The 21,140-nt window shown below is 64.0% G+C and carries 14 protein-coding genes; 3 read left to right on the plus strand and 11 right to left on the minus strand.

Annotated elements, in window-relative coordinates; genetic code table 11:
* Positions 1-54: 54 nt before the first annotated feature.
* From RTP54_RS22230 to RTP54_RS22260, 7 genes are all read right to left on the minus strand, one after another.
* Positions 55-3,288, minus strand: a complete 3,234-nt coding sequence (locus RTP54_RS22230; protein ID WP_312365814.1) for a multidrug efflux RND transporter permease subunit — start codon at positions 3,286-3,288, stop codon at positions 55-57.
* A gap of 2 nt (positions 3,289-3,290) precedes the next feature.
* Positions 3,291-4,397, minus strand: a complete 1,107-nt coding sequence (locus RTP54_RS22235; RefSeq protein ID WP_112810733.1) for an efflux RND transporter periplasmic adaptor subunit — start codon at positions 4,395-4,397, stop codon at positions 3,291-3,293.
* 136 nt (positions 4,398-4,533) lie between these two features.
* The gene (locus RTP54_RS22240; RefSeq protein ID WP_312365815.1) at positions 4,534-6,417 is read right to left on the minus strand and encodes a TIM barrel protein; all 1,884 of its coding nucleotides are present in this window, start codon (positions 6,415-6,417) and stop codon (positions 4,534-4,536) included.
* Positions 6,418-6,442: 25 nt separating this feature from the next.
* Positions 6,443-7,303, minus strand: coding sequence for a shikimate dehydrogenase (locus tag RTP54_RS22245; RefSeq protein WP_312365816.1), 861 nt, complete (start codon positions 7,301-7,303; stop codon positions 6,443-6,445).
* A 62-nt stretch (positions 7,304-7,365) separates the two neighbouring features.
* The gene (locus RTP54_RS22250) at positions 7,366-8,382 is read right to left on the minus strand and encodes a TRAP transporter substrate-binding protein (protein ID WP_312365817.1); all 1,017 of its coding nucleotides are present in this window, start codon (positions 8,380-8,382) and stop codon (positions 7,366-7,368) included.
* Positions 8,383-8,449: 67 nt separating this feature from the next.
* A complete protein-coding gene (locus RTP54_RS22255; protein WP_112810737.1) occupies positions 8,450-9,730 on the minus strand; it encodes a TRAP transporter large permease subunit in 1,281 nt (426 codons plus the stop codon).
* Positions 9,731-9,740: 10 nt separating this feature from the next.
* Positions 9,741-10,304 (minus strand): TRAP transporter small permease, encoded by a 564-nt coding sequence (locus RTP54_RS22260; RefSeq protein ID WP_312365818.1) that lies wholly within the window; start codon positions 10,302-10,304, stop codon positions 9,741-9,743.
* A gap of 279 nt (positions 10,305-10,583) precedes the next feature.
* Here RTP54_RS22260 and RTP54_RS22265 point away from each other — a divergent pair, with 279 nt between their 5' ends.
* Entirely contained in the window at positions 10,584-11,222 is a 639-nt protein-coding gene (locus RTP54_RS22265; RefSeq protein WP_112810739.1) for a TetR/AcrR family transcriptional regulator, read from the plus strand.
* Between the two features lie 22 nt (positions 11,223-11,244).
* Here RTP54_RS22265 and RTP54_RS22270 read toward each other — a convergent pair whose 3' ends face one another.
* Positions 11,245-11,736: an Lrp/AsnC family transcriptional regulator gene (locus RTP54_RS22270; protein ID WP_112810740.1), complete on the minus strand. Its 492-nt coding sequence runs from the start codon at positions 11,734-11,736 to the stop codon at positions 11,245-11,247.
* Between the two features lie 123 nt (positions 11,737-11,859).
* Between RTP54_RS22270 and RTP54_RS22275 the strand changes: the two genes are divergently transcribed.
* The gene (locus RTP54_RS22275; protein ID WP_312365819.1) at positions 11,860-14,259 is read left to right on the plus strand and encodes a transketolase-like TK C-terminal-containing protein; all 2,400 of its coding nucleotides are present in this window, start codon (positions 11,860-11,862) and stop codon (positions 14,257-14,259) included.
* A 150-nt stretch (positions 14,260-14,409) separates the two neighbouring features.
* The gene (locus RTP54_RS22280; RefSeq protein WP_312365820.1) at positions 14,410-16,182 is read left to right on the plus strand and encodes a caspase family protein; all 1,773 of its coding nucleotides are present in this window, start codon (positions 14,410-14,412) and stop codon (positions 16,180-16,182) included.
* Positions 16,183-16,189: 7 nt separating this feature from the next.
* Here the strand turns inward: RTP54_RS22280 and RTP54_RS22285 are convergent, their stop codons facing one another.
* The 3 genes from RTP54_RS22285 to RTP54_RS22295 are packed head-to-tail and all read right to left on the minus strand — an operon-like array spanning position 16,190 to position 20,763.
* On the minus strand, positions 16,190-18,151 hold the full coding sequence (locus RTP54_RS22285; protein WP_312365821.1) for a glycosyltransferase family 2 protein: 1,962 nt from the start codon (positions 18,149-18,151) through the stop codon (positions 16,190-16,192).
* 8 nt (positions 18,152-18,159) lie between these two features.
* Positions 18,160-19,404: a hypothetical protein gene (locus RTP54_RS22290; RefSeq protein WP_312365822.1), complete on the minus strand. Its 1,245-nt coding sequence runs from the start codon at positions 19,402-19,404 to the stop codon at positions 18,160-18,162.
* Between the two features lie 21 nt (positions 19,405-19,425).
* Complete coding sequence (locus tag RTP54_RS22295) at positions 19,426-20,763, minus strand: HlyD family efflux transporter periplasmic adaptor subunit (RefSeq protein ID WP_312365823.1); 1,338 nt, start codon at positions 20,761-20,763, stop codon at positions 19,426-19,428.
* Positions 20,764-21,140 lie beyond the last annotated feature (377 nt).

A 21,140-nucleotide genomic window follows, 5' to 3' on the forward strand; every position in this document is an offset into this window, starting at 1 on the left:
ATGGGCAAACCGCATAGCGGCCTTTCTTGAAGCGCGTGTGACAGCGGGCCCGCGTCAGGGACCGCTTGGTTCGACGGCGGGGCGCCGGGCCTCCTCTTGACTATCGGCGGCAACATGCGCTTCGGCATCAACCTTCGCGGCCGATGGGTGAACGCCGCCCGTGGTCGAAAGTCCGGCGAGCTTGTGGCCGCGCTCGCGCAGCCACTGGAAGACGACATAGAGCGCCGGGATGATGAAGATGCCGATGAGCGAAGCGGCAAGCATGCCGCCCGCCACGCCGGTGCCGACGGCACGACGGCTCAGCATGCCGGCCCCTTGCGCCGTCACCAGCGGAACGAGGCCAACGATGAAGGCGAAGCTCGTCATCATCACGGCACGGAAGCGGGCGCGGGCGCCTTCCATCGCCGCCTCGACGATGCCTGCACCCTTCTCCCGGTGGAACTTGGCGAATTCGACGATCAGGATCGCATTCTTGGAGGCGAGCGCGATCAGCACGACGAGGCCGATCTGGGCGTAGATGTCGAAGGAGAGGCCCGCGATCAGGACCGAGACGAGGGCGCCTGCGACGCCGACCGCCACCGACAACAGCACGGGAACCGGGATCGTCCAGCTTTCATAGAGTGCGACGAGGAACAGGTAGGCAAACAGCACCGCGAGCGCGAGGATCACCGTTGTCTGCCCGGCAGCTTCAAGCTCCTGCAAAGCGGTGCCCGTCCATTCGTAGCTGTAGCCGGGCGGTAGCGTGGTGGCCGACAGCGCTTCCATCGCGGCCAGCGCCTCGCCGGACGACACGCCGGCTGCGGGCTGACCGTTGAGCGTGATCGAGCGATAATTGTTGTAGCGGACGATCGATTGCGGCCCGATGACATATTCGACGCGGGCGACGGAGGCGACCGGCACCATGCCGCCGGAGGCGTTGCGCACGTGCAGCCGGGAAATGTCGTCGACCGAGGCGCGGTCGGCCTGTGCCGCCTGCATGTTGACCTTCCAGCTGCGTCCGAACAGGTTGAAGTCGTTGACGTAGAACGACCCGAGCGTGCCCTGGAGCGTGGTGAAGAGGTCGCTAACCGAGACGCCGAGTGCCTGCAGGCGGTCCCGGTCGAGATCGAGATAAAGCTGCGGCGCGCTCGCGGAATAGGTGGTGAAGGTCGGCCCGAGCAGCGGGTTCTGGTTGGCTGCGACGATCAGGCCCCCGGCCGTTGCCGCAAGGTCCGCCGGCGATCGGCCCTGAAGATCGAGCAACTGGTACTCGAAGCCGGAACCGGTGCCGAGACCCATGATCGGCGGCAGGTTGAAGGCGAAGATCTGTGCGCCGCGCACGGTGGCGCCCTTGGCCATGGTCGTGGCAACCGCGGCATCGACGGAGCTCGCCTTGCCGGGCCGCTCGGCGAACGGCTTCATGGTGACGATGGCAAAGGCGCTGTTCGATTTGGAAAGGCCATCGAGGAAGCTGTAGCCGGTGACGGTAATGACGTCGGCTACGCCATCGATGCCTGCGAGCATCTTTTCGACGTCGCGCACGACCGCGTCGGTGCGGTTGTAGGACGCTCCCTCCGGCAATCTGATTTCGGTGAAGTAGGCGCCCTGGTCTTCGCTCGGCAGAAAGCCTGTTGGGACGATACGGAAGAGCCAGCCGCTCGCCGCGATCGCAACGGCCAGAAGCACGAGCCCGAGAACCGCACGGCGGGCGATATGCCCGGCCACATGGACATAACCGTCGCGGCCGTTGTCGATCCGCCGCGAGATCCAGCCGAGGATGCCGCGTTTGGGTCCGTGATGCGGCTTCAGCAGGATCGAGCAGAGCGCCGGGCTTAAAGTGAGCGCGTTGATCGCCGAGATCACCATCGACACGGACACCGCGACGGCGAACTGCTGGAACAGTTGCCCGCTCAATCCGGGAATGAATGCGACCGGCACGAACACCGACAGCAGCACCAGCGTGATGGCGACGATCGCCCCGGTGATCTCGCCCATGGCAAGCCGGGCTGCCTCGGGAGCCAGCATGCCGGGGTTTTCCTCCATCACCCGCTCGATGTTTTCGACGACGACGATCGCGTCGTCGACGACGATGCCGATCGCCAGAACCATCGCCAGCAGCGAGATGGTGTTCAGCGAGAAGCCCATGGCCAGGATGACCGCGAAGGTACCGATCAGCGCGACCGGCACGGCGATCAGAGGGATCAACGTCGCCCTGACATTGCCCAGGAACAGAAAGACGACGATGATGACCAGAACGAAGGCTTCGAGCAGCGTATGCACGACGTTGTCGACGCTCGCCTCGACGAACTGAGTGGTGTCATAGGAGATGGAGTAGGTCAGGCCGTCGGGAAACGACCGGGACAATCGCTCCAGAGCCTGATTGACGCCCTCGGCGGCGGCAAGCGCGTTGGCGCCCGGTGCCTGGTAGGTGCCGATCATCGCCACCGGTTTACCATTGAAGCGGGCGTTGCTGTCGGAACTCGCGGCCCCCAGTTCGACCCGGGCGATATCGCGGATGCGCACGAACGAGCCGTCCGGCTCAGCCCTCAACACCACGTCTTCGAATTGTGCGGGATCGGTGAGGCGGCCCTGGGTCTGCAGGTTGAGCTGAAACAGCGGGTCGTCGGTCATCGGCTGCGCGCCGATCCGGCCGATCGCCGCCTGAACGTTCTGCGCTTTCAGTGCGTTGATCACATCGGTCGGCGTCAGGCCCAGATTGGTCAGCCTGTCGATGTCGAGAACGATGCGCATGGCGTAGTCCTGCGCGCCGAACAGCGAGGCATCGCCGACACCCGGCGTCCGCTTGACCGTGTCGAGCAGGTTGATCGTCGCGTAGTTCGACAGGAACAACGAATCGAAGTCGCTGCCTTCCTTGCCGTAGATGGTGATCACCTGCATCAGCGCCGACGATTTCTTGCGCACGCTGACGCCGGTCTGCTTGACCTCCGCCGGCAGCCCCGCCTCGGCCAGCGACACGCGGTTCTGCACGTTGACGGTGGCGATGTCGGGGTCGGTGCCGACCGCGAAGGTCACGGTCAATGTGTAGGAGCCGTCGGCGCCGCTCGTCGATTTCATGTAGAGCATGTCGTCGACGCCGACGATCTTGCTCTCGATCGGCTGGGCGACGGTGGTTTCGACCACCTCGGCGCCAGCGCCGGGATAGCTCGCGGTGACGCTTACCTGCGGCGGAACGATGTCGGGAAACTGGGCGATCGGCAGCCGGGTCAGCGCGATCAGGCCGGCGAGCGTCAGAACGATCGAGATGACGGCGGCAAAGCGCGGGCGATCGATGAAGATTTCAGAGATCATGTTCAGCCACCCGCAGCCGGTGCCGCGTCAACCGTGATGCCCGGCCTCACCTTGCCGACACCTTCGGTGATGACGTTCTCGCCCTCCTTCAGCCCTTTGCTGACGACTGACAGGCCGCGAGCAGAACGGTCGACGTCGATACGACGCAGTTCGACCTTGGACGCGGCATCGACAACCATGACGAAGGCGCCCTGCTGGTCGCGCTGCACCGCCTGCTGCGGAACGGCCAACACGTCCTGCTTGTCGGATTGTTCAAGCATGACCCGCACCAGCGTCCCGTCGAGCAGAAGCGCGTTCGGGTTGTCGAACACGGCGCGCACGGTGACCGTGTCCGTCCCTTGCGCGACCGTGCTGGAGATGAAATCGATCGTGCCTTTCAGCGGATATTCCGTTCCGTTCGGCAAGGTCAGGCCGACATTCGCGCCACCATGCGTCACGCCCTTCTGCACGCGCTCACGGTAGGTCAGGAGCAGTGCGGTCGAGACGGGAAACTCCACATAGATCGGGTCGAGTTTCGTCAAGGTGACGAGCGGGCCGGCATCCGGGCCGACCAGCGCGCCGACATCGGCAGAGGTCAGGCCCAGCACGCCTTCGAAGGGTGCGATGATCTTGGTGTAGGAGAGGTTGAGGTCGGCACTCTCCTTGCTGCCCTTCAACCTGACGAGCTCGGCCTCAGCCTTCTTGACTTCGGCATTGGCGGTATCGACCTTGGCCTGCGAGATCGTATTGGTCGCGATCAGCTGTTTGGCACGCTCCTGCTCGAGCACTGCCAGATCCCGCTGCGCCTCGGCGGCTTCGATCGAACCGACGATCTCCTGCACCGCCGCGCGGTAGGCGCCGTCCTCGACCTGATAGAGCTGGGTGCCTGCCGTTACCTTCTGCCCTTCCTTGAAGTTGACCGCCTCGAGGAAGCCGGCAACGCGGGCGCGGATGTCGACTTTCTGGGTGGCCGCCACCCGGCCGGTCAGGTCGACGCTTTCGCGCAGATCGACGATCTTTGCTGGCGCCACGACCACGGCCGGCGCCTGTTGCGCGCCGGCATTCGAGACGCTGAGCGCGACCGCCACAAGAAACGAAAAGGCAGAGAAAGCGGCTTTCGGCACGGTCATGCGACACCCTTTCAGCAACAAGGCCAGGTTCAGTCCCACGGAGTCTGCTTAAGGGCACAGTAGTCACGAATACTCTGTCTTAGAAGAGTAAATCTCCTTTTCGTAACTGTTACGTCCGGCGCGTGGCGATCGATGCTCAGGCGCGGGGCATGCCCGCCGGCTCGAGCAACTTGCGAAGGGCCGCGATCCGGAAGATGGCGTTGGCCGCGCCATAACCGCGATAGCCGCGGCGCTCGACGATCTCGAAGAAGAAGCCGCCGGAAAAGGTCGGACTGTAGAGCTGGAAATATTCGCCGTGATCGTCCCGGTCGTAGAGGATGTTCTTCGCCTTCAATCGCTCGGTGAAATCAGGATCGAGCCCGAAGCGGGCTTCCAGATCATCGTAATAGTTCGGCGAGATCGCCAGCGAGACAAAGCCACCGGCGGCAAGCTGGTCGGCCGTTTTGAAGATGTCGTCGGTGTTGAAGGCGAGATGCTGGATGCCGGAGCCGAAGGTTTCGGCGATGAAGCGCCCGGCGAGCGTGTTGCGGTTCTCGGCCCCGTTCATGGTGATGCGCAGCGATCCGGATGCGTTTTCCACTACCTGGCTGCGAACGATGCCCGATGGGTCGATGATATCGACGACTGGCGTCTTATGCGCCTTGAGCAGGGAGGTGTAGAACAGGAGCCACGTCAACAGTTCGTCATAGTGCATTGTCTGGGCGATGTGGTCGATCGCCGAGAGGCCCGCCGCGGTCACCGGGTCGTGCACCGGTTCGAATTCGACGTCCCATATCCTGCCGAGATCGCTGTCGCGATCGAGGAAGTAGACGATGCCGCCGCCGACGCCGTGCACCGCTGGCATTTCGATCTCTCCCTCGTCGAGCGGCTGGGAAAATCCCTCGGCGCCGAGCGCCAGCGCGCGGCGGTGTGTCGCCCGGGCATCGTCGACCAGAAGCCCCATCGCATAGGCCGAAGCGCCGTGCACGAGGTAGGAGGAATTGGCAAAGCCGCGGCTTTCGGTGTTGATCACCAGACGAATGTCGCCTTGCTGGAAGACCGTGACGCTCTTGCTCCTGTGGCGTGCGGCGCGGCGAAAGCCGAGTGTGCCGAAGAGCGCTTCGAGTGGCGCCGCTTCCTCGGCGTCGATGGTGAACTCGATGAAGGCGATGCCGTCGACGTCGGAGCGGTCGGGCATGTCAGGCACGCGCTGCGCGGTATCGGGCTCGGCACGCTGCACCCGGTCGGCGAGATAGACCAGCGAGCGCTGGCCGTCGACGGAGATGGCCGTCGCCGAGCCGCCGCGAAACTGGTCGTTGAAGATTTCCAGCGACAGATAATCGTCGTAGCCGGTTGCGGCCACTGCCCGCATGAAGTCGAGTATCGGCAGGTCGCCTTCACCGGGCATGTTGCGGAAATGCCGGCTCCAGTAGAGCAGGTCCATATCGATCAGCGGCGCGTCGGCCAGCTGGATGATGAAGATCTTCTCCTTCGGTATCGAGCGGATGGAATTGACGTCGATCTTGCGCGCCAGCGTGTGAAAGCTGTCGAGGATCAGGCCGACATTCTCGTGGTCTGCGCGGCGCACCACTTCCCAGGCATCGCGGTGGTCGTTGATATGGCGTCCCCAGGCGAGCGCCTCGTATCCGACCCTGAGGCCGCGCCTGGCGGCGCGCTCGCCTAACTCGCGGAAATCGGCCGCCGCCCGGTCGAGCCCGCCGAGCGCGGCGGGCGACACGTTGGAACAGACGAGCACCAGGTCGGTGCCCATTTCCTGCATCAGGTCGAACTTGCGCTCCGCCCGGTCGAATGTCCGGGCCCTCAGCGGTTCCGGCATGCCCTCGAAATCGCGAAATGGCTGGAAGAGCGAGATCGCAAGGCCATGGTCGCGCACGATCCGGCCGACCTCGCGCGGGCTCTCGTCGAACACCAGAAAGTCGTTCTCGAAGATCTCGACACCGTCGAAGCCGGCCTTTGCGATCGCCTCCAGCTTGCTGCGCAGGTCGCCGCTCAAGGAGACGGTGGCAATCGAGGTTTTCATGCGTGTCTCCTTCGTTGCGCAGTCGTCAGGCGGTCAGGGCCTTGAAATGGGCAAGCATCCGGGCGGCATCCGGTTCGCGGCCGGTGAAATGACGAAACGCGCCGACGGCCTGAAACACCGCCATGCCGCCACCGTCGAGCGTTCTGCAGCCACGCCGGCGGGCCTCTGTCAGAAGCGCGGTCTGCAACGGGAAATAGACGACTTCGGCCACCCAGTGGCGCGCCTCGAGCAGATCGGCCGGCAGCGGCAGCCCCGGATATTTCGCCATGCCGGTCGGTGTCGCGTGGATGAGCCCGTCGGCCACGTGCATCGCCCGGGCAAGGTCGGTGCCGGCGACGATGGTTGCCTGCGGAAACAGTGCCGACATGCCGGCCGCCAGCGTTTCGGCACGCTCTGCTTCGCGGTCGAAGACCGTCAGCGCGATCAGCCCCATCGAAAGCAGCGCGTAGGCGGTGGCAACGCCCGCGCCTCCGGCGCCAAGCTGTACCGCGTGCGACAGGCCGGCATCGGGCAGCCCGCGCCGAAAGCTCTCGGCAAAGCCCCACCAGTCGGTGTTGTGGCCGATCCGCCGGCCCGCTTTGAGCACCACCGTGTTGACCGCGCCGAGCGCTCGCGCCTCGTCCGACAGTTCGTCGAGGAACGGCATGACCAGTTGCTTGCACGGATGGGTGATGTTCAACCCGCAAAGGCCCCGCCGTTCGGCTTCGCCAAGCAAGTGCGGCAGGCCTTCGGGGCCGATGCCGCGCTGGTTGAGGTCGATCAGCTCGTATTCATAGGCAAGCCCCTGTGCCGCACCTTCGCGCATATGCATGGCCGGCGTGAGCGAGGCCTGGATGCCGGCGCCGATCAATCCGGCTTTCAACGGTTTGAGAAGGGTCTCGGTCATCTCGACGGCTTTCCTGATGGGAAGGGGTGCCGGCCCACGCCGATCGCGGGCCGGCGGCAGGCTTACTGGCCGCGAAGGGCCTGGAGCTCCTTGAACAGCGCCCCGACCGTGTCGGGACCGATCTCGGCGCTGAACTTTTCGATCATCGGCTTGACGGCGTCGCGCAGCTTCTGGGTTTCTTCCGGCGACAGTTCGCTGACCTCCATGCCGGTCGCCTTGATGTCGGCGATCGCCTTGGCGTCGAACTCGCGCGAGACCTGGCGCTGGTAATCACGGGCTTCGGTCGCAGATGTCTGGAGCACCGCCTTTTCCTCGTCGTTGAGGCCGTCCCAGAACTTCTTGCTGATGAGCACGATCTGCGGGTTGTACTGGTGACGGGTCACCGTCATGTACTTCTGCACTTCATAGAACTTGGCGTTGAGAATGTTTGCGGCCGGGTTTTCCTGCCCGTCGACCGTGCCGGTTTCGAGCGCGGTGTAGAGCTCGGTATAGGGCAGCGGTACGGCATTGGCGCCGAGATTGTTGAACAGCTCGATCGGGATCGGCGACTGGATGGTGCGGATCTTCAGCCCCTTGATGTCCTCGAGCTTGGTGACCGGATGGCGGTTGTTGGTGAGATTGCGGAAACCCAGCTCCCAATAGCCAAGCCCGACGAGCCCGGTCGCGGGCAGCAGTTCGGAAAGGCCGGTGCCGAAGGGGCCGTCCATGACCTTGTCGGCCTCTTCGCCGTTGTTGAACAGGAAGGGCAGGTCGACGGCGCCGAACTGCTTGACGTTGCCGGCGAGGATGCCGGCGTTCAACACGGTCATTTCGATGACGCCGCCCTGCAGCGCCGAGACGGTCTGGACGTCGCCGCCGAGCACGCCGCCCGGAAACAGCTTGACCTCGATCTTGCCGCCGCTCTTCTCCTTCACCAACTCGGCGAATTTCTCCATGCCCATCACCTGGGGATGGCCCTTGTTGTTGGCGGCGGCGAATTTGAGTTGCTGCTCGCGGATCTCTGCGAGCGCCGGGCTCGCCGCCATCAGCGCCACCGGCAACGCAACGCCGAGTGCCATTTTCATCAGTCTGTCGAACATAATTCCCTCCCAGGTTTGGCCGGTTTCTCCCTCCAGCCGGTTGAATGTTGCACGCGTCTTTCAGCGCCTATCGCGCAAACCAGGTGACCGGCACGGTCACCAGTTGCGGAAACAGCACGAGCAGGAAAAGCACGATCAGCTCGGCGATCAGGAAGGGCATGACGCCCTTCATCAGCTCTTCCATCTTGAGCTTGGAAACGCCGCAGATGACGTTGAGCACCGTGCCGACAGGCGGGGTGATCAAGCCGATCGAGTTGTTGATGATGAACAGCACGCCGAAATAGACCGGATCGATACCCGCCTGCTTGATGATCGGCATCAGCACCGGCGTCATGATCAGGATGGTCGGCGTCATGTCCATGGCGGTGCCGACGACGACGACGAGCGCCATGATTGCCAGCAGCAGCAGCGTCTGGTTGTCCATCAGCGGTTCGAGAAGGGCGACGAGATCGCCGGGCACGTCGGCGACGGTGATCAGCCAGGCCGAAACGGCGGCACAGGCGACGAGGAACATCACGATCGACGTGATCTTCGCAGCCGCGACGAAGACGTGGAACAGCTTGGCCGGCGGCAGCTCACGGTAGATCACCATCGACACGAACAGCGAATAGACGGCGGCAACCACGCCGGCTTCCGTCGGCGTGAACACGCCGAACTTGAGGCCGACGATGATGATGACAGGCAGGAACAGCGCCCAGAGGCTGTCGATGAAGGCCTTCATCCTGACGGTGCCGCTTTGGCGCGGCGGCAGCTGGTGCTGCTCCTTGCGCGACACGATCATCCAGGTGACGCAGAGGGCGGCAGCAATCATCAGGCCGGGGAAGATGCCGGCCAGGAACAGCTTGGTGATCGAGACGCCACCGACGACGCCATAGAGGATGAAGCCGATCGAAGGCGGAATGATCGGGCCGATGATCGAGGCGGAGGCAAGAAGGCCGCCGGCGCGGGCCGGGTCGTGGCCGGATTTCAGCATCATCGGCAGCAGAAGCGCGCCGAGCGCCGCCGCGTCGGCGACGGCCGAGCCGGAGAGGCTCGCCATGATGCAGGCGGCGAAGATGGCGACGAAGCCGAGCCCGCCGCGGATATGGCCGACCATCGCCATGGCGAGGTTGACGATGCGCCGCGACAGGCCGCCGGTGTTCATCACCTCGCCGGCAAGCATGAAGAAGGGCACGGCCATCAGCGGAAAGCTGTCGGCGCCGTTCAGCACGTTCTGGGCGACGATCTGGGCATCGTAGAGGCCGAGATACATCATCAGCGCGACGCCGGTGATGATGAGCGCGAAGGCGATCGGCACGCCAAGTGCCATCGGACCAAGCAGGGCGCCGAGGAAAATCGTGACGGTCATCTGTCTCTCCTCAGGGCTTGGCGACGGGGTGGGCGAGCGATGGCGTCGGATGGTCGTCAAGGACGGCCTGGTCCTCGCTGTCACGCACCAATTCCGCGGTCGTGACATCGATGCGGCCGGTGACAATGGCGAACATGTCCCAGAGGATGATCAGGAAGGCGGGAATGCCGAAGGCGAGGCCCGCGCCGTAGAAGAAGCCCATGGAAATGCCGGTCGCGGGTGCGGCCACATGCAGGTTGATCATTGTCTGTGACCAGCTGCCGCTGATCATCAGCCAGGTCGCGCCCAGCATCAGCGCCTGGCCCGAGAGGATCGCCACCTTCGCGGCGTTCGGCGGCAGCCGGCGTAGAAGCGAATCAACGCCGAGATGGGCATGTTCGCGCATGGCGACGACGGCGCCGAGGAAGGTCAGCCAGATGAAGAAGATGCGCGACAGCTCTTCGGAATAGGTAATGCCGGTGTTGAAAGCATAGCGCAGCACCACATTGCCGAAGACCAGCACCACCATGCCTGCAAGCAGAAGTGCTATGGCGACCTTCAGCAGCAGGAAGCAGAATTCGATTATCCTCAACATTTCGCTCCTCCCAGGCGATCAACCGCGCCTTGCGGTTCCAGACATCCGTCATCGGTCAGGACATCCAAGTTCGCAAGGCTGGCATGCCGATCTCTCCTCCAAGCGACCGAATGCCATTTCAAAATGTACTAACTAGTTCGAATGTCAAGCGGCATGTCTTGAAAGAACCGGGCAAGCCCAATAAGAGTTGGGGAAGGGGTGCGGAGTGGAGCCGCGGCCAAGGCGCGGCGGCTACGGGCATTTCGCGTTGATAATCAAGGGCGGAGGAAGCGACGGGGCATGGCGGCGCGAGCAGAGAACGGACGCAAGAACGATCCACAGCGCACGAGGGAGGACATCCTCATCGTCGCGACGGACGAGTTCGCGACCCATGGTCTCGCCGGCGCCCGGGTCGATGCGATCGCCGAGAAGACCCGAACCTCCAAGCGGATGATCTACTACTATTTCGAGAGCAAGGAGGGGCTCTATCTCTCGGTGCTTGAGCGGTCCTATCGCAAGATCCGCACTTTGGAAGCCGATTTGCAGCTGTCGAGCCTTGCCCCCGAGGCGGCGCTGCGAACTCTCATTTCGACCACGTTCGATCACGACGAGGCCAATCCGGAATTCGTGCGCCTGGTCAGCATCGAGAACATCCACCATGCCGCACACATGATGCGCTCGGAGGCGATCCGCGATCTCAACGTCTCAGTCATCGAGACCATCGCCGGCATTCTGGAGCGCGGCACCGCCGAGGGCGTCTTCCGGCGCAAGGCGGATGCGATCGACGTGCACATGCTGATCAGCGCCTTCTGCTTCTTCCGCGTCTCCAACCGCTATACCTTCGGCACGATCTTTCGCCGCGACTTGTCGGAGCCCGACACGATGCAGCGGCACAAGGGCATGATCGCGGACGCCGTGGTGAGCTATCTCAAGGGCTAGAAAGCAGCCTGCAACACCATGTTCAGCCGTTGCGAAGATGCTCGGTCGGCAGCGCGGTCGTATATTTGATCTGGCTGAGCGCGAAGCTCGAGCGGATGCTGGAGACGCCCGGGATCGTCGTCAGGAAGTCCACGACCAGCGCCTGGTACTTCATCAGGTCCTCGACGACGACGCGCAGCATGTAGTCCGATTCTCCCGTCATCAGGTAGCATTCGACGATCTCGGGCTTGGTCCTGATCGCGGCGCTGAAGACATCGAGCGAGGCCCGGTCCTGCTGCTTCAGCGACACGTGCACGAAGACGTTGACGGCAAGGCCAAGGGCGAAGGCGTCGACGAGCGCGACCGAGCCCTTGATGACGCCCGTCTCCTTCAACTCGTTGACGCGCCGCCAGCAGGGAGAGGCCGATAGCCCCGTCGCCTCGGCAAGGTCTGCCGTGCTGATCTCGGCATTCTGCTGCAGGAGGTCGAGAATGCGGATGGTCGCGGCATCAAAGCTCGGCTGCTTCTTCGGCATGATATTTCCTGAAATGGCATCTCGGCGGTCAGTATTGCCGGAAATGGCAAAATTGCCAACGAAGATAGACCGGATATTTCGCGGCGTCGGGTGTAGCGTTTCCCTGTTCTGGGAGGAGCCGACATGGACGAGCCGTTACTTTCGACCGCCGCGCTGAAATGCCTGAAGGATCTGGAGCGTCAGGTGCTGTGGCACGCGTGCTGGATGATCCACAACGCCAACCACATCCGGGAAAAGGGCGAGGTGAAGGTCGGCGGGCACCAGGCGTCGTCCGCCTCGATTACGTCGATCATGACGGCGCTCTATTTTCATATCCTGCGGCCGCAGGATCGGGTCGCGGTCAAGCCGCATGCAGCGCCGGTGTTCCATGCGATCCAGTATCTGATGGGCAACCAGACGCGCGAGAAGCTGCAGAATTTTCGCGGCTTCGGCGGCGCGCAATCCTATCCGAGCCGAACCAAGGATATCGACGACGTGGATTTTTCGACCGGTTCGGTCGGGCTCGGCGTCGGCATCACCGCCTTCGCCTCGATCATCCAGGATTACATCGCGTCGAAACCCTGGGCGCAGAAGAAGAGCGACGGCCGCATGATCGCGCTCGTCGGCGACGCCGAGCTCGACGAAGGCAATATCTACGAGTGCCTGCAGGAGGGCTGGAAACACGATCTGCGCAACACCTGGTGGGTGATCGACTACAACCGCCAGAGCCTTGACGGCGTCGTGCGCGAAGGTCTTTGGCAGCGGATCGAGGCGATCTTCACCGCTTTCGGGTGGGACGTGAAGGTCGTCAAATATGGAGCCTTGCAGGAGGCGGCGTTCAAGGAGCGCGGCGGCGCTGCCCTGCGCGCCTGGATCGACCGCTGCCCGAACCAGCTCTATTCGGCGCTGACCTTCCAGGGCGGCGCTGCCTGGCGCAAACGGCTTCAGGACGAGATCGGCGATCAGGGCGATGTCAGCAGGCTGTTGGCATCGCGCGACGACGACGAACTATCGGAGCTTATGAGCAATCTCGGCGGCCATTGCATAAAGACGCTGGCCGACACCTTTGCCAGTATCGACCATGATCGCCCGACGGTCTTTCTCGCCTATACGATCAAGGGCTGGGGAACGCCGCTTGCCGGCCACAAGGACAACCATGCCGGCCTGATGACCAAGGCGCAGATGCAGGATTTCCAGCAGAAGACCGGCGTTCGCGCCGGGGAGGAATGGGAGGAGTTCGCGGCGGTCGCCGACGCCCAGGCGGCCAAGGAATTCCTGAAGGGCGTGCCGTTCTTTGCCGAGGGCACAAGGCGCTTCCAATCGCAGCCCGTGAAATCGGCAGGCCCGGTCCTGCTCGACGATCGCGAGCTTTCCACCCAGGCGGGCTTCGGCAAGATCCTCGATGCGCTGGCGCAGCGCGACGATGCGTTCGCCGCCCGTATCGTGACCATGGCGCCCGACGTCACCGTCTCGACCAATCTCGGCCCCTGGGTCAACCGGCGTGGGCTCTTTGCCCGCGAGATGCAGGCCGACACGTTCCGCGACGAGAAGGTGCCTTCGGCGCAAAAATGGGCCTTCGGCCCCGGCGGGCAGCATATCGAGCTGGGGATCGCCGAGATGAACCTGTTCCTGCTCCTGGGCGCTGCCGGGCTTTCGCACTCCGTTTTCGGCGAACGGCTGCTGCCGATCGGCACGGTTTATGATCCTTTCGTGGCGCGCGGCCTCGATGCGCTGAATTACGCCTGCTACCAGGATGCCCGCTTCATGATCGTCGGCACACCCTCGGGCGTGACGCTGGCGCCGGAGGGCGGGGCGCATCAGTCGATCGGCTCGCAGCTGATCGGCATGAGCCAGGACGGCCTTGCCAGTTTCGAGCCCGCCTATCTCGATGAACTCTCCGTCATCATGGACTGGGCGTTCGACTACATGCAGCGCGACGGCGATGCGGTGCACGACGAACGCACATGGCTGCGCGATATGACCGGCGGCTCCGTCTATCTGCGGCTGACGACCCGTCCGCTCGAGCAGACGCAGCGCCGCGAGGATGCGGCTTTCCGCCAGGGGGTGATCGACGGCGCCTACTGGCTGCGCGAGCCACGCCCCAACACGCAGCTCGTGCTGGCCTATCAGGGCTGTGTGGCGCCCGAAGTGCTGATGGCGGCCGGGCGGCTGGCCGAGCGTCACCGCGATGTCGCGGTGCTGGCGGTCACCTCTGCCGATCGGCTGAATGCCGGCTGGGCGGCAGCCCAGCGGGCGCGCAGGCACGGCCATCATACGGCGGAAAGCCACGTCGAAGCGTTGCTGGCGCCGCTCTCCGATGCCTGCGACATCATCACCGTGACCGATGGCCATCCGGCCACGCTCGGTTGGTTCGGCTCCGTCCATGGCCACCGCACCGTTTCGCTCGGCGTCGAGCATTTCGGCCAGACCGGCACGATCGCCGACCTCTACGCCCATTTCGGTATCGATACGGAATCGATCATCGAAGCGGCAGAAGCGATTGCCCTTGGTCGCAACCGCCGCCGGTTCCGCCAGGCGGGATAGGGCCGCCCTGTCAGCGGAGGCCTGACCCGTCCTTTTGGGTATGTTGTCGCGTTGTTTAACTCGACCTAATATTCTTCTCCGGGTGGGGCGAGGTCCGAATAGGCAGCGATGCCAAACCGTCTTAGTCCTGAAGCCTCGGAGGACAGGGTCATGCGATGGCGGGCAATGGTGCGCTTCATGCTTCCGGCAATGCTGGCCGCCATGCTTGCAACCATGCCGGCGCTTGCCGAAGAGAGCGGAAAGCGGCTGGCGCTGATCGTCGGCATGAGCGACTACATCGTCGCCGGCGCCTTGCCGAACGCGGCGCGCGACGCCATCGCGTTCAATGGTTTCCTGAAGAAGCAGGGTTTCGAGGCCGATCTCGTGCTGAACGCGGATCGGCGCGGTCTTGCCGAGGCGCTTGCGAAGTTCTCGCGCAAGGTCGGTGCCGACGACGTGGCGCTGTTCTATTATGCCGGCCACGGCATGCAGCTTCATGGTGAAAACTATCTGGTCGGCACCGATGCGAGGCTCGCAAGCGAATTCGATATCCCGGCCGAGACGGTGCCCTTGTCGGAGATCGTCAACGCCCTTGAGAAGCGGGCGCGCATATCGCTGATCTTTCTCGACGCCTGCCGCGACAACCCGCTCGCCAATCGGCTGAACGTCGAGGTCGAGGGCGCGAGCCGCGGCGGCGCGACACGCGGGCTGGCGCCGATCGAAACCCATGGCGCCGGCACCATGGTCGCCTTCGCCGCGGCGCCGGGACAGGTGGCGGCCGACGGCACCGACGGCCATTCGCCCTTCACCCGGGCGCTGATCGCCAACCTGTCGGGTGCGGGCCTTGAGGTCGGCACCGCCTTCAAGCGCGTCGTGCGCGACGTGCGCAAGGAGACGGGCGGCAGGCAATCGCCGCAACTGCTGTCGTCGCTGGCGCTCGAGTTCTATTTCGGAAGTGAGGGCGCCCGTCCGGTCGAGGAGAAGGCGGATCCAGCGGATGCTCGCACCGCCGTGGACCTCGTCGCGCTCGATTTCGGCAAGGCGATGCGGCTCGATACGCCGAGAGGCTGGAAGTGGTTTCTCGGCAAACACGGCGACAGCGCCTATGCCGAGGCCGCGCGGCAGTCGATCGGCCGTCTCGTCGCCCGTGAGGAGCTGCGCTCGCCCTTGGCCGCGATGGCGCAGGAGCAGCGGGACTTCGCCGACCGGCAGCGCCGGGCCGCGGCCCAGGCGTCATTGATCGGCGCCGGTTTCGACACCGGTACGGTCGACGGCAATTTCGGCAGCCAGACCCGCGTGGCGATCACATCCTTCCAGCGCGCCCGCGGCCTGGCGCAGACCGGCTTCGTCAATCAGGAGACGGCGGCAGCGCTTGGCATGGCGACCACGGCGCCAAACCAGGAGATCCTTTCGCTTGCGACGGCGCGCCGATATGATGCCGACGATCTTGATGGTCTGGAAGACGCGCGCGTGGTGGACATGGTGCGCTGCCTTTCGGCTTTCCCCCTGACCTATGGCCGCTTCGACGGCCACCTTTATGCCGCGGCCGCCGGGGTCGTCGCCTGGCAGGAGGCTTCCGCCGCGGCCGCGCGCTGCGGTGGCCATCTGGCGACGATCGGCTCGGCCGAAGAAAACGCCTTCGTCGCATCGCTCGTCAACGGCGACGGGCACTTCTTCGACAGCGCGTTCGAGCGTGGCGAGCACCGGCGCGTCGGTCCGTGGCTGGGGCTGGTCGCGGATGGCGCTTCGGGCGCCTGGCGATGGGGGAGCGGTGCGCCGCTTAGCTACACCAGATGGTTTCGACAGGTCCCGAAGGCCGGTGGCGCCGGAATTCTCTATGTCGCCTACCGCGCAAACCAGGTGCCGCAGGCGGAAACGATCGAGACATGGGGCGCGCGCGATCCGACACTGACGACGCCAGGCTTCATCGTCGAGTTCGACTAGGGCAAACTCAGCCGACGAAGGCACGCCGCAGGAGACCGGTCATTGACGAGCGCAGGCGGCCGCGATCGGCGATCTGGGTGGGCGCGACGCCAAACAGCAGCCGCAGAATACCATTGCGCTGTTCCATGCTCGGCAGGATCGCCATGCCTTTGCCGGTTGCATCGGAGCCGGCAATGCGGACCCAGCCGACGTCGGGCAGACAGACCGCCTGGTCTTCCGTGCTCGCCGGTACCAGGCCGGGGATACGGACACAATCCGCCGAGAGCCCACAGATGACCACATCGGTCGTCTGCCCGGCCCGCCGGTACTGGCCGTGGAGAGTCACGTCGATCACCTCTTCCTGTCCGTATCGCGGCAGTTCAATGCACACGAGCAGGCTGACGAAGGCAATCGTCATGGAGACGAGCGACCAGACGAGATTGAGGATCTCCCGTTCGGAGAAATCCGTGGGCGCGCTCCAGGCAAGCACGGTCTGCAGGACCGAAAGTGCCGAGAGCACGGTCACCAGGCCGAAGAACAGCGCGGTCGGCACGTGGACGCGCATGCGGGAGCGGTCGCCGCCTTTTTCCGTCACCTTGAACGGCCGGCCGAAGGGGCTGCGGATCGCCTGCAACAGCGTCAACGTCGCCGGCAGCGCCGTCAGCGCGTGGGTCACCTCCGTAAACAGCGGCAAGGTCCGCTTGCCCGAGATCCAGGATCCGTAGATCCAGAACACCAGCAGCGACGAGATGCCGTATTTCATGAACAGAAGCTCGTCGGCCTGAAGCGCGGAGACATCGAACAGCCAGTAGATCGACGGCGCAAAGAGCAGGCAGAGAATGAAGGGCTTCGACAGCCAGCACAGGAGACCGTGCAGGTAATGGAAGCGTTGCCGCAGGCTGAACCGGCCGCGCCACAAGGGGCCATCCTTCAGCAGGCCGATCTGGATCGTGCCGAGGCACCAGCGCGTTCGCTGGGTGATGTATTCGGGAATGCCCTCGGCCGACAGGCCGACGCTGAGCTTCTCGTTCAGCCATCGGGTTATGTATCCGCGTTCCATCAGCCGGTAGCTGAGCAGCATGTCCTCCGACAGGGCCTCATGCGGGAAGCCGCCGATCTCGTTGACCGTGGACCGGCGCACCACGAAGCTCGTGCCGACGCAAAACGCGCACTCGACGGCGTCCTTGGCCGGTTGGAACGTGTCGAAAAACACCCGCTGATCGTCGACGAAGCTTGAAGCGATATGCAGGTTGTGCTGGATCGGATCGGCGTTGAAGTAGAATTGCGGCGTCTGGACGACGCCGATGCGCGGGTTTCGAAAAAGGCCGACGACGCGTTTGAGGAAGTTGGCCTGCGGCGCGAAATCAGCGTCGAGCACCATGATCAGGTCGGATGGCCGCTCGCTGTTCGTCAACTGGAGCGCGTTGTTGAGGTTGCCGGCCTTGGCGTGCCGGTTGTCCGGACGGGTGATGTAGTTGACGCCGATCGTTTCGCAATATGCGCGCACGTCCGCACGGCGCGTGTCGTCGCAGACGTAGACCTGGAAATCCGGGTAATCCATCGCCCTGGCACAGACGGCGGATTTTTCAAGGATGTGGATCGGCTCGTTGTAGGTGCAGATGAAGACGGCGACCGAAGGGTAGCAGCCGCTTTCTTCAAGCTCGCTTTCCGCCGCGTCCGCTTCAGTGGTCCAGTCCGTGGTGCGGCAGAGAATGAGTATCGAGGCGATCGCATAGACGATCGAGATCGCCTCGAAGGAGAAGTAGACATAGGGCCAAAGGCTCTCGGCGGTCGGTTCCAGTTCAGGCAAGGTGTCGAGCACCCGCCAGCCGAGATAGAGCGCAAGCGAGGCTGCCGCCACGATGCTGAAGGCGATCCGTTCCAGCGGGTTGCGCGGGTCGGTGAGGGCCGCCAACGCCAGGAAGGCAAGCCCGACGCCGAGGTCGAACAGAAGCACGCTCGTGAGGTCTGTATCGAGGCGGAAGAACATGGATGCTCTCAATTGGGTTGGAAGGGATTGAAGCCGGTTGCGGCAAGAACGGCCCAGGCAGTGGCACCCAGATGCGGCCGTCGGTAGTAGCGGAATTCTCCGCCCGCCCCGGCGGCGTCGATCGTGAGGCCGGTCGATATTTCCTTTTCGCGTGTGGCAAACAGCCAGCCGGACACCGCGTCGCGATTTTCGAGCACGCTTCCCATCAGGCTTCCGGCGCGCTTGCCGTCGCCTTCCAGGCGAAACATCAAGGCGGCCTGAGCGGTGCCTTCGACCCACAGTCCATCGCGATCGCCGTTGAAATCGTAGCCGCCGGGTACAGCCAGGGTGGCGTCGATGCGCGCTGCCGCCCCGTTCCACGCCGCAGGCCGTTCGCCCGCAGGCACGACCATCAGCGGCCAGATCTGGGCATCGAGAACCATGACGCCGTTGCGCACCGGCCTGCCCAAGGGGTCGGTGCCGATCAGGAAACCCTGTTTTTCGTCGAGCATGGTTCCAAGGAACAGCATCGTCGAGCGGGCGAGGCGATCCCACTGCCCATCCTCGGTCTCGGATTTGAGCCAGCGCGCGACGGCCAGCGCATCGATATTGTGCTCGGTGGATTTCCAGGGGATGGGTTTTGCAACCGGATCGAAACCGTAATATCCGCCGGTCAGGCCCGGGCTGTCGTTTCGCAGGCTGCTCCCAAGCCACAGGCCGAGATCGACGGCGCCCTGGAGATAGGCAGGCTCGTGCGTGCGGGCGTGAAGCTGGAGCAGGGCGAGGGCTGCCCAGGCGACGTTGCCTGCGGCGGTTGAGACCTGGTACTCATCTTCAGCCCAGAAGCCGCCAGCGCCATCCCACCATCCAGGAAGGGCTGCCGGCTCGACAAGTCCGCCGGTTCGGTACGCATTGCGCAACCGCCCGTCGCGAAAGCTCCGATCCGATTTCGACACGGCGAGCAGGGCTTCGCCGATCGACCGGGCCGCTGAAACCCTGCCGCAAGCAAGGAACGCCATGGCGGCGAGCGCATTGTCGTAGGTAAACGCAGCCGTCGCCAGCGGCGGCGGCAGGGATGTTTCATCCGGTCCGGGACGATAGCTTGGCATGAACCCGGCGGTGGGGGGCGGCCCGACTGCGGCGCGCTGGACGGTCTCCAGCGCATCGCAAAGGGCCTGCGCTTCGTCCTGGGCGGCGAGCGCCGGCGAGGTCGCGAGCGCAAGGTAGGTCAGCACGATCGCCTGCCAAGCCAGCGCAAGAGGGGAGCGGAACACGGGCTGGATCCTCGCGAGGGTTCAGAGCGCGTTGTCGCTGATCTCGATGATGTCGGGTGTCGCTGCCGCAGCGAGCGTCGTCCCGGCGGGCAGGCGGCCACTGCGTGGAGAGGTCCGCGCGACGGCGGGTGGCGTGGTCGACACGGCAACGGGTGCGCCAGCCAGTCCCTCCAGTTGCTGTTGAAGGTGACCGGCATAGGTCGCAAGCGCGCTCGACGTGGTGTCGAGCTGCCGGCGCGTCCAGATCACCCAGGTCTTCGGCATGCTGACGGTCACCCAGGTGCCGACGCTGCAGAACTTGTCCGTGGTCGCCTGGTCCGGATGCACTGTATCCGGCGCGATGAAAGCGTAAAGCTCGCGCCGCTCGGTCGGCGGGAATGGCACGGCGTAGTCGAGATCGACCCGGTCCGTCGTTCTCGGCACCAGCCGTTCGATGCGGCCGGCAACCGGGCCGTCCCAGCCATCGGCCTCGACGGCCACCGGCGATCCTATCGACAGGCTTTGCGCCTGCCGCTCCGAGAAGATGGCGACGACGAAGGCATCGGCGCAACTGACGGATTCGGCCAACGTGTCGCCGCCGCTGACCTGTTTTCCCACCTGGGCCACGGTCTTGAAGAGCTTGGCCTGGCCGGAAATCGCCACGTCGGCACGGACCAGCTTGGCGACGCGCTCTTCCTCCATGTCCATCAGGGCTTTCAACTGGTCGATACGAACCTTTATCGTCGCAGCCTGGATGGCGACCTGAGAGCGGTCCGCCTTCACGTTGCGGATTTCGCGTTGCAGGTCCTGCAGCGATTGCTGATCGCCGCCCACGAACACGCCGGACCGGGCGTTGCCGAGATCGGCGCTGAGCATCTCGACCCGCAATCGGGCCGCGACGATCTTGGTGTCCTCGAGCTTCAGCGTATTGGCAAGATCATCCCTGTTGCCGGCCAGGACGCCCTTTTCGACCAGGCCGAGTTTCCGCGCGGCGGCGTTCTTCTCGTTGGCCGATGACAGGCTGACGATTTCGAGATGGGTCTCGGCATTGCGCAGGTCGTTGTCGGACTTGATCACGATCGCGGCCTGCTGGCGGTTCAGGTCCTGTTCGAGATCGGCGATCCGGCGAATGTAGTCTTCGAGAATGGATTGCTTGAGTGACAGATCGTTCTGGAGCGTGGTCAGTTCGATCGTCAGGCCGATCAGTGTCGAGCGGTCGACACGGTCGTTTTCGATAGTCGCCAACTGGAGGCCGCCATCGGCATTGCCGTTGACCGTGACCACCCGTCCGCCGATTGGCGACGTGATCGGGATGACCGGGGCATTGGTGACCGCGCGTGTCGTCGATGAGGAAAAGACGGGTGGTGCGATCGTCGTCATGAATGTCGAGCCGACAACACCGAGAACACCCAGGGATAGAATTCTGACTGACGTAGTATGATCTTTAGAAATTGCTTTGGTTGTATTGGAAGTCATAGCGTTAATCTCCAAAGGTGATTTTTATGCTACGCGTCCTCCCATGTTTTTAAGGGTTACATGCGACCTGCATCGCGTCAATATAAAATATTAATGATTTATTGATTAATACATACTCATACAATGCATCAATAGGCGGCATCTGTCCTGGCGTTGATCAGCTGCCCAAGAATTAGGCCACAGCCGAACTGGCCAGCCGCGCCGCCATTTTCGGCAGGCGCGGCCACCAGCAGGGCCAACTGAGGCACACAGACGGTTGAGGTGAGCGATCGCGACGCCGC

Source organism: Ensifer sp. (genome assembly GCF_031989085.1).
Classification (GTDB): Bacteria; Pseudomonadota; Alphaproteobacteria; order Rhizobiales; family Rhizobiaceae; genus Ensifer.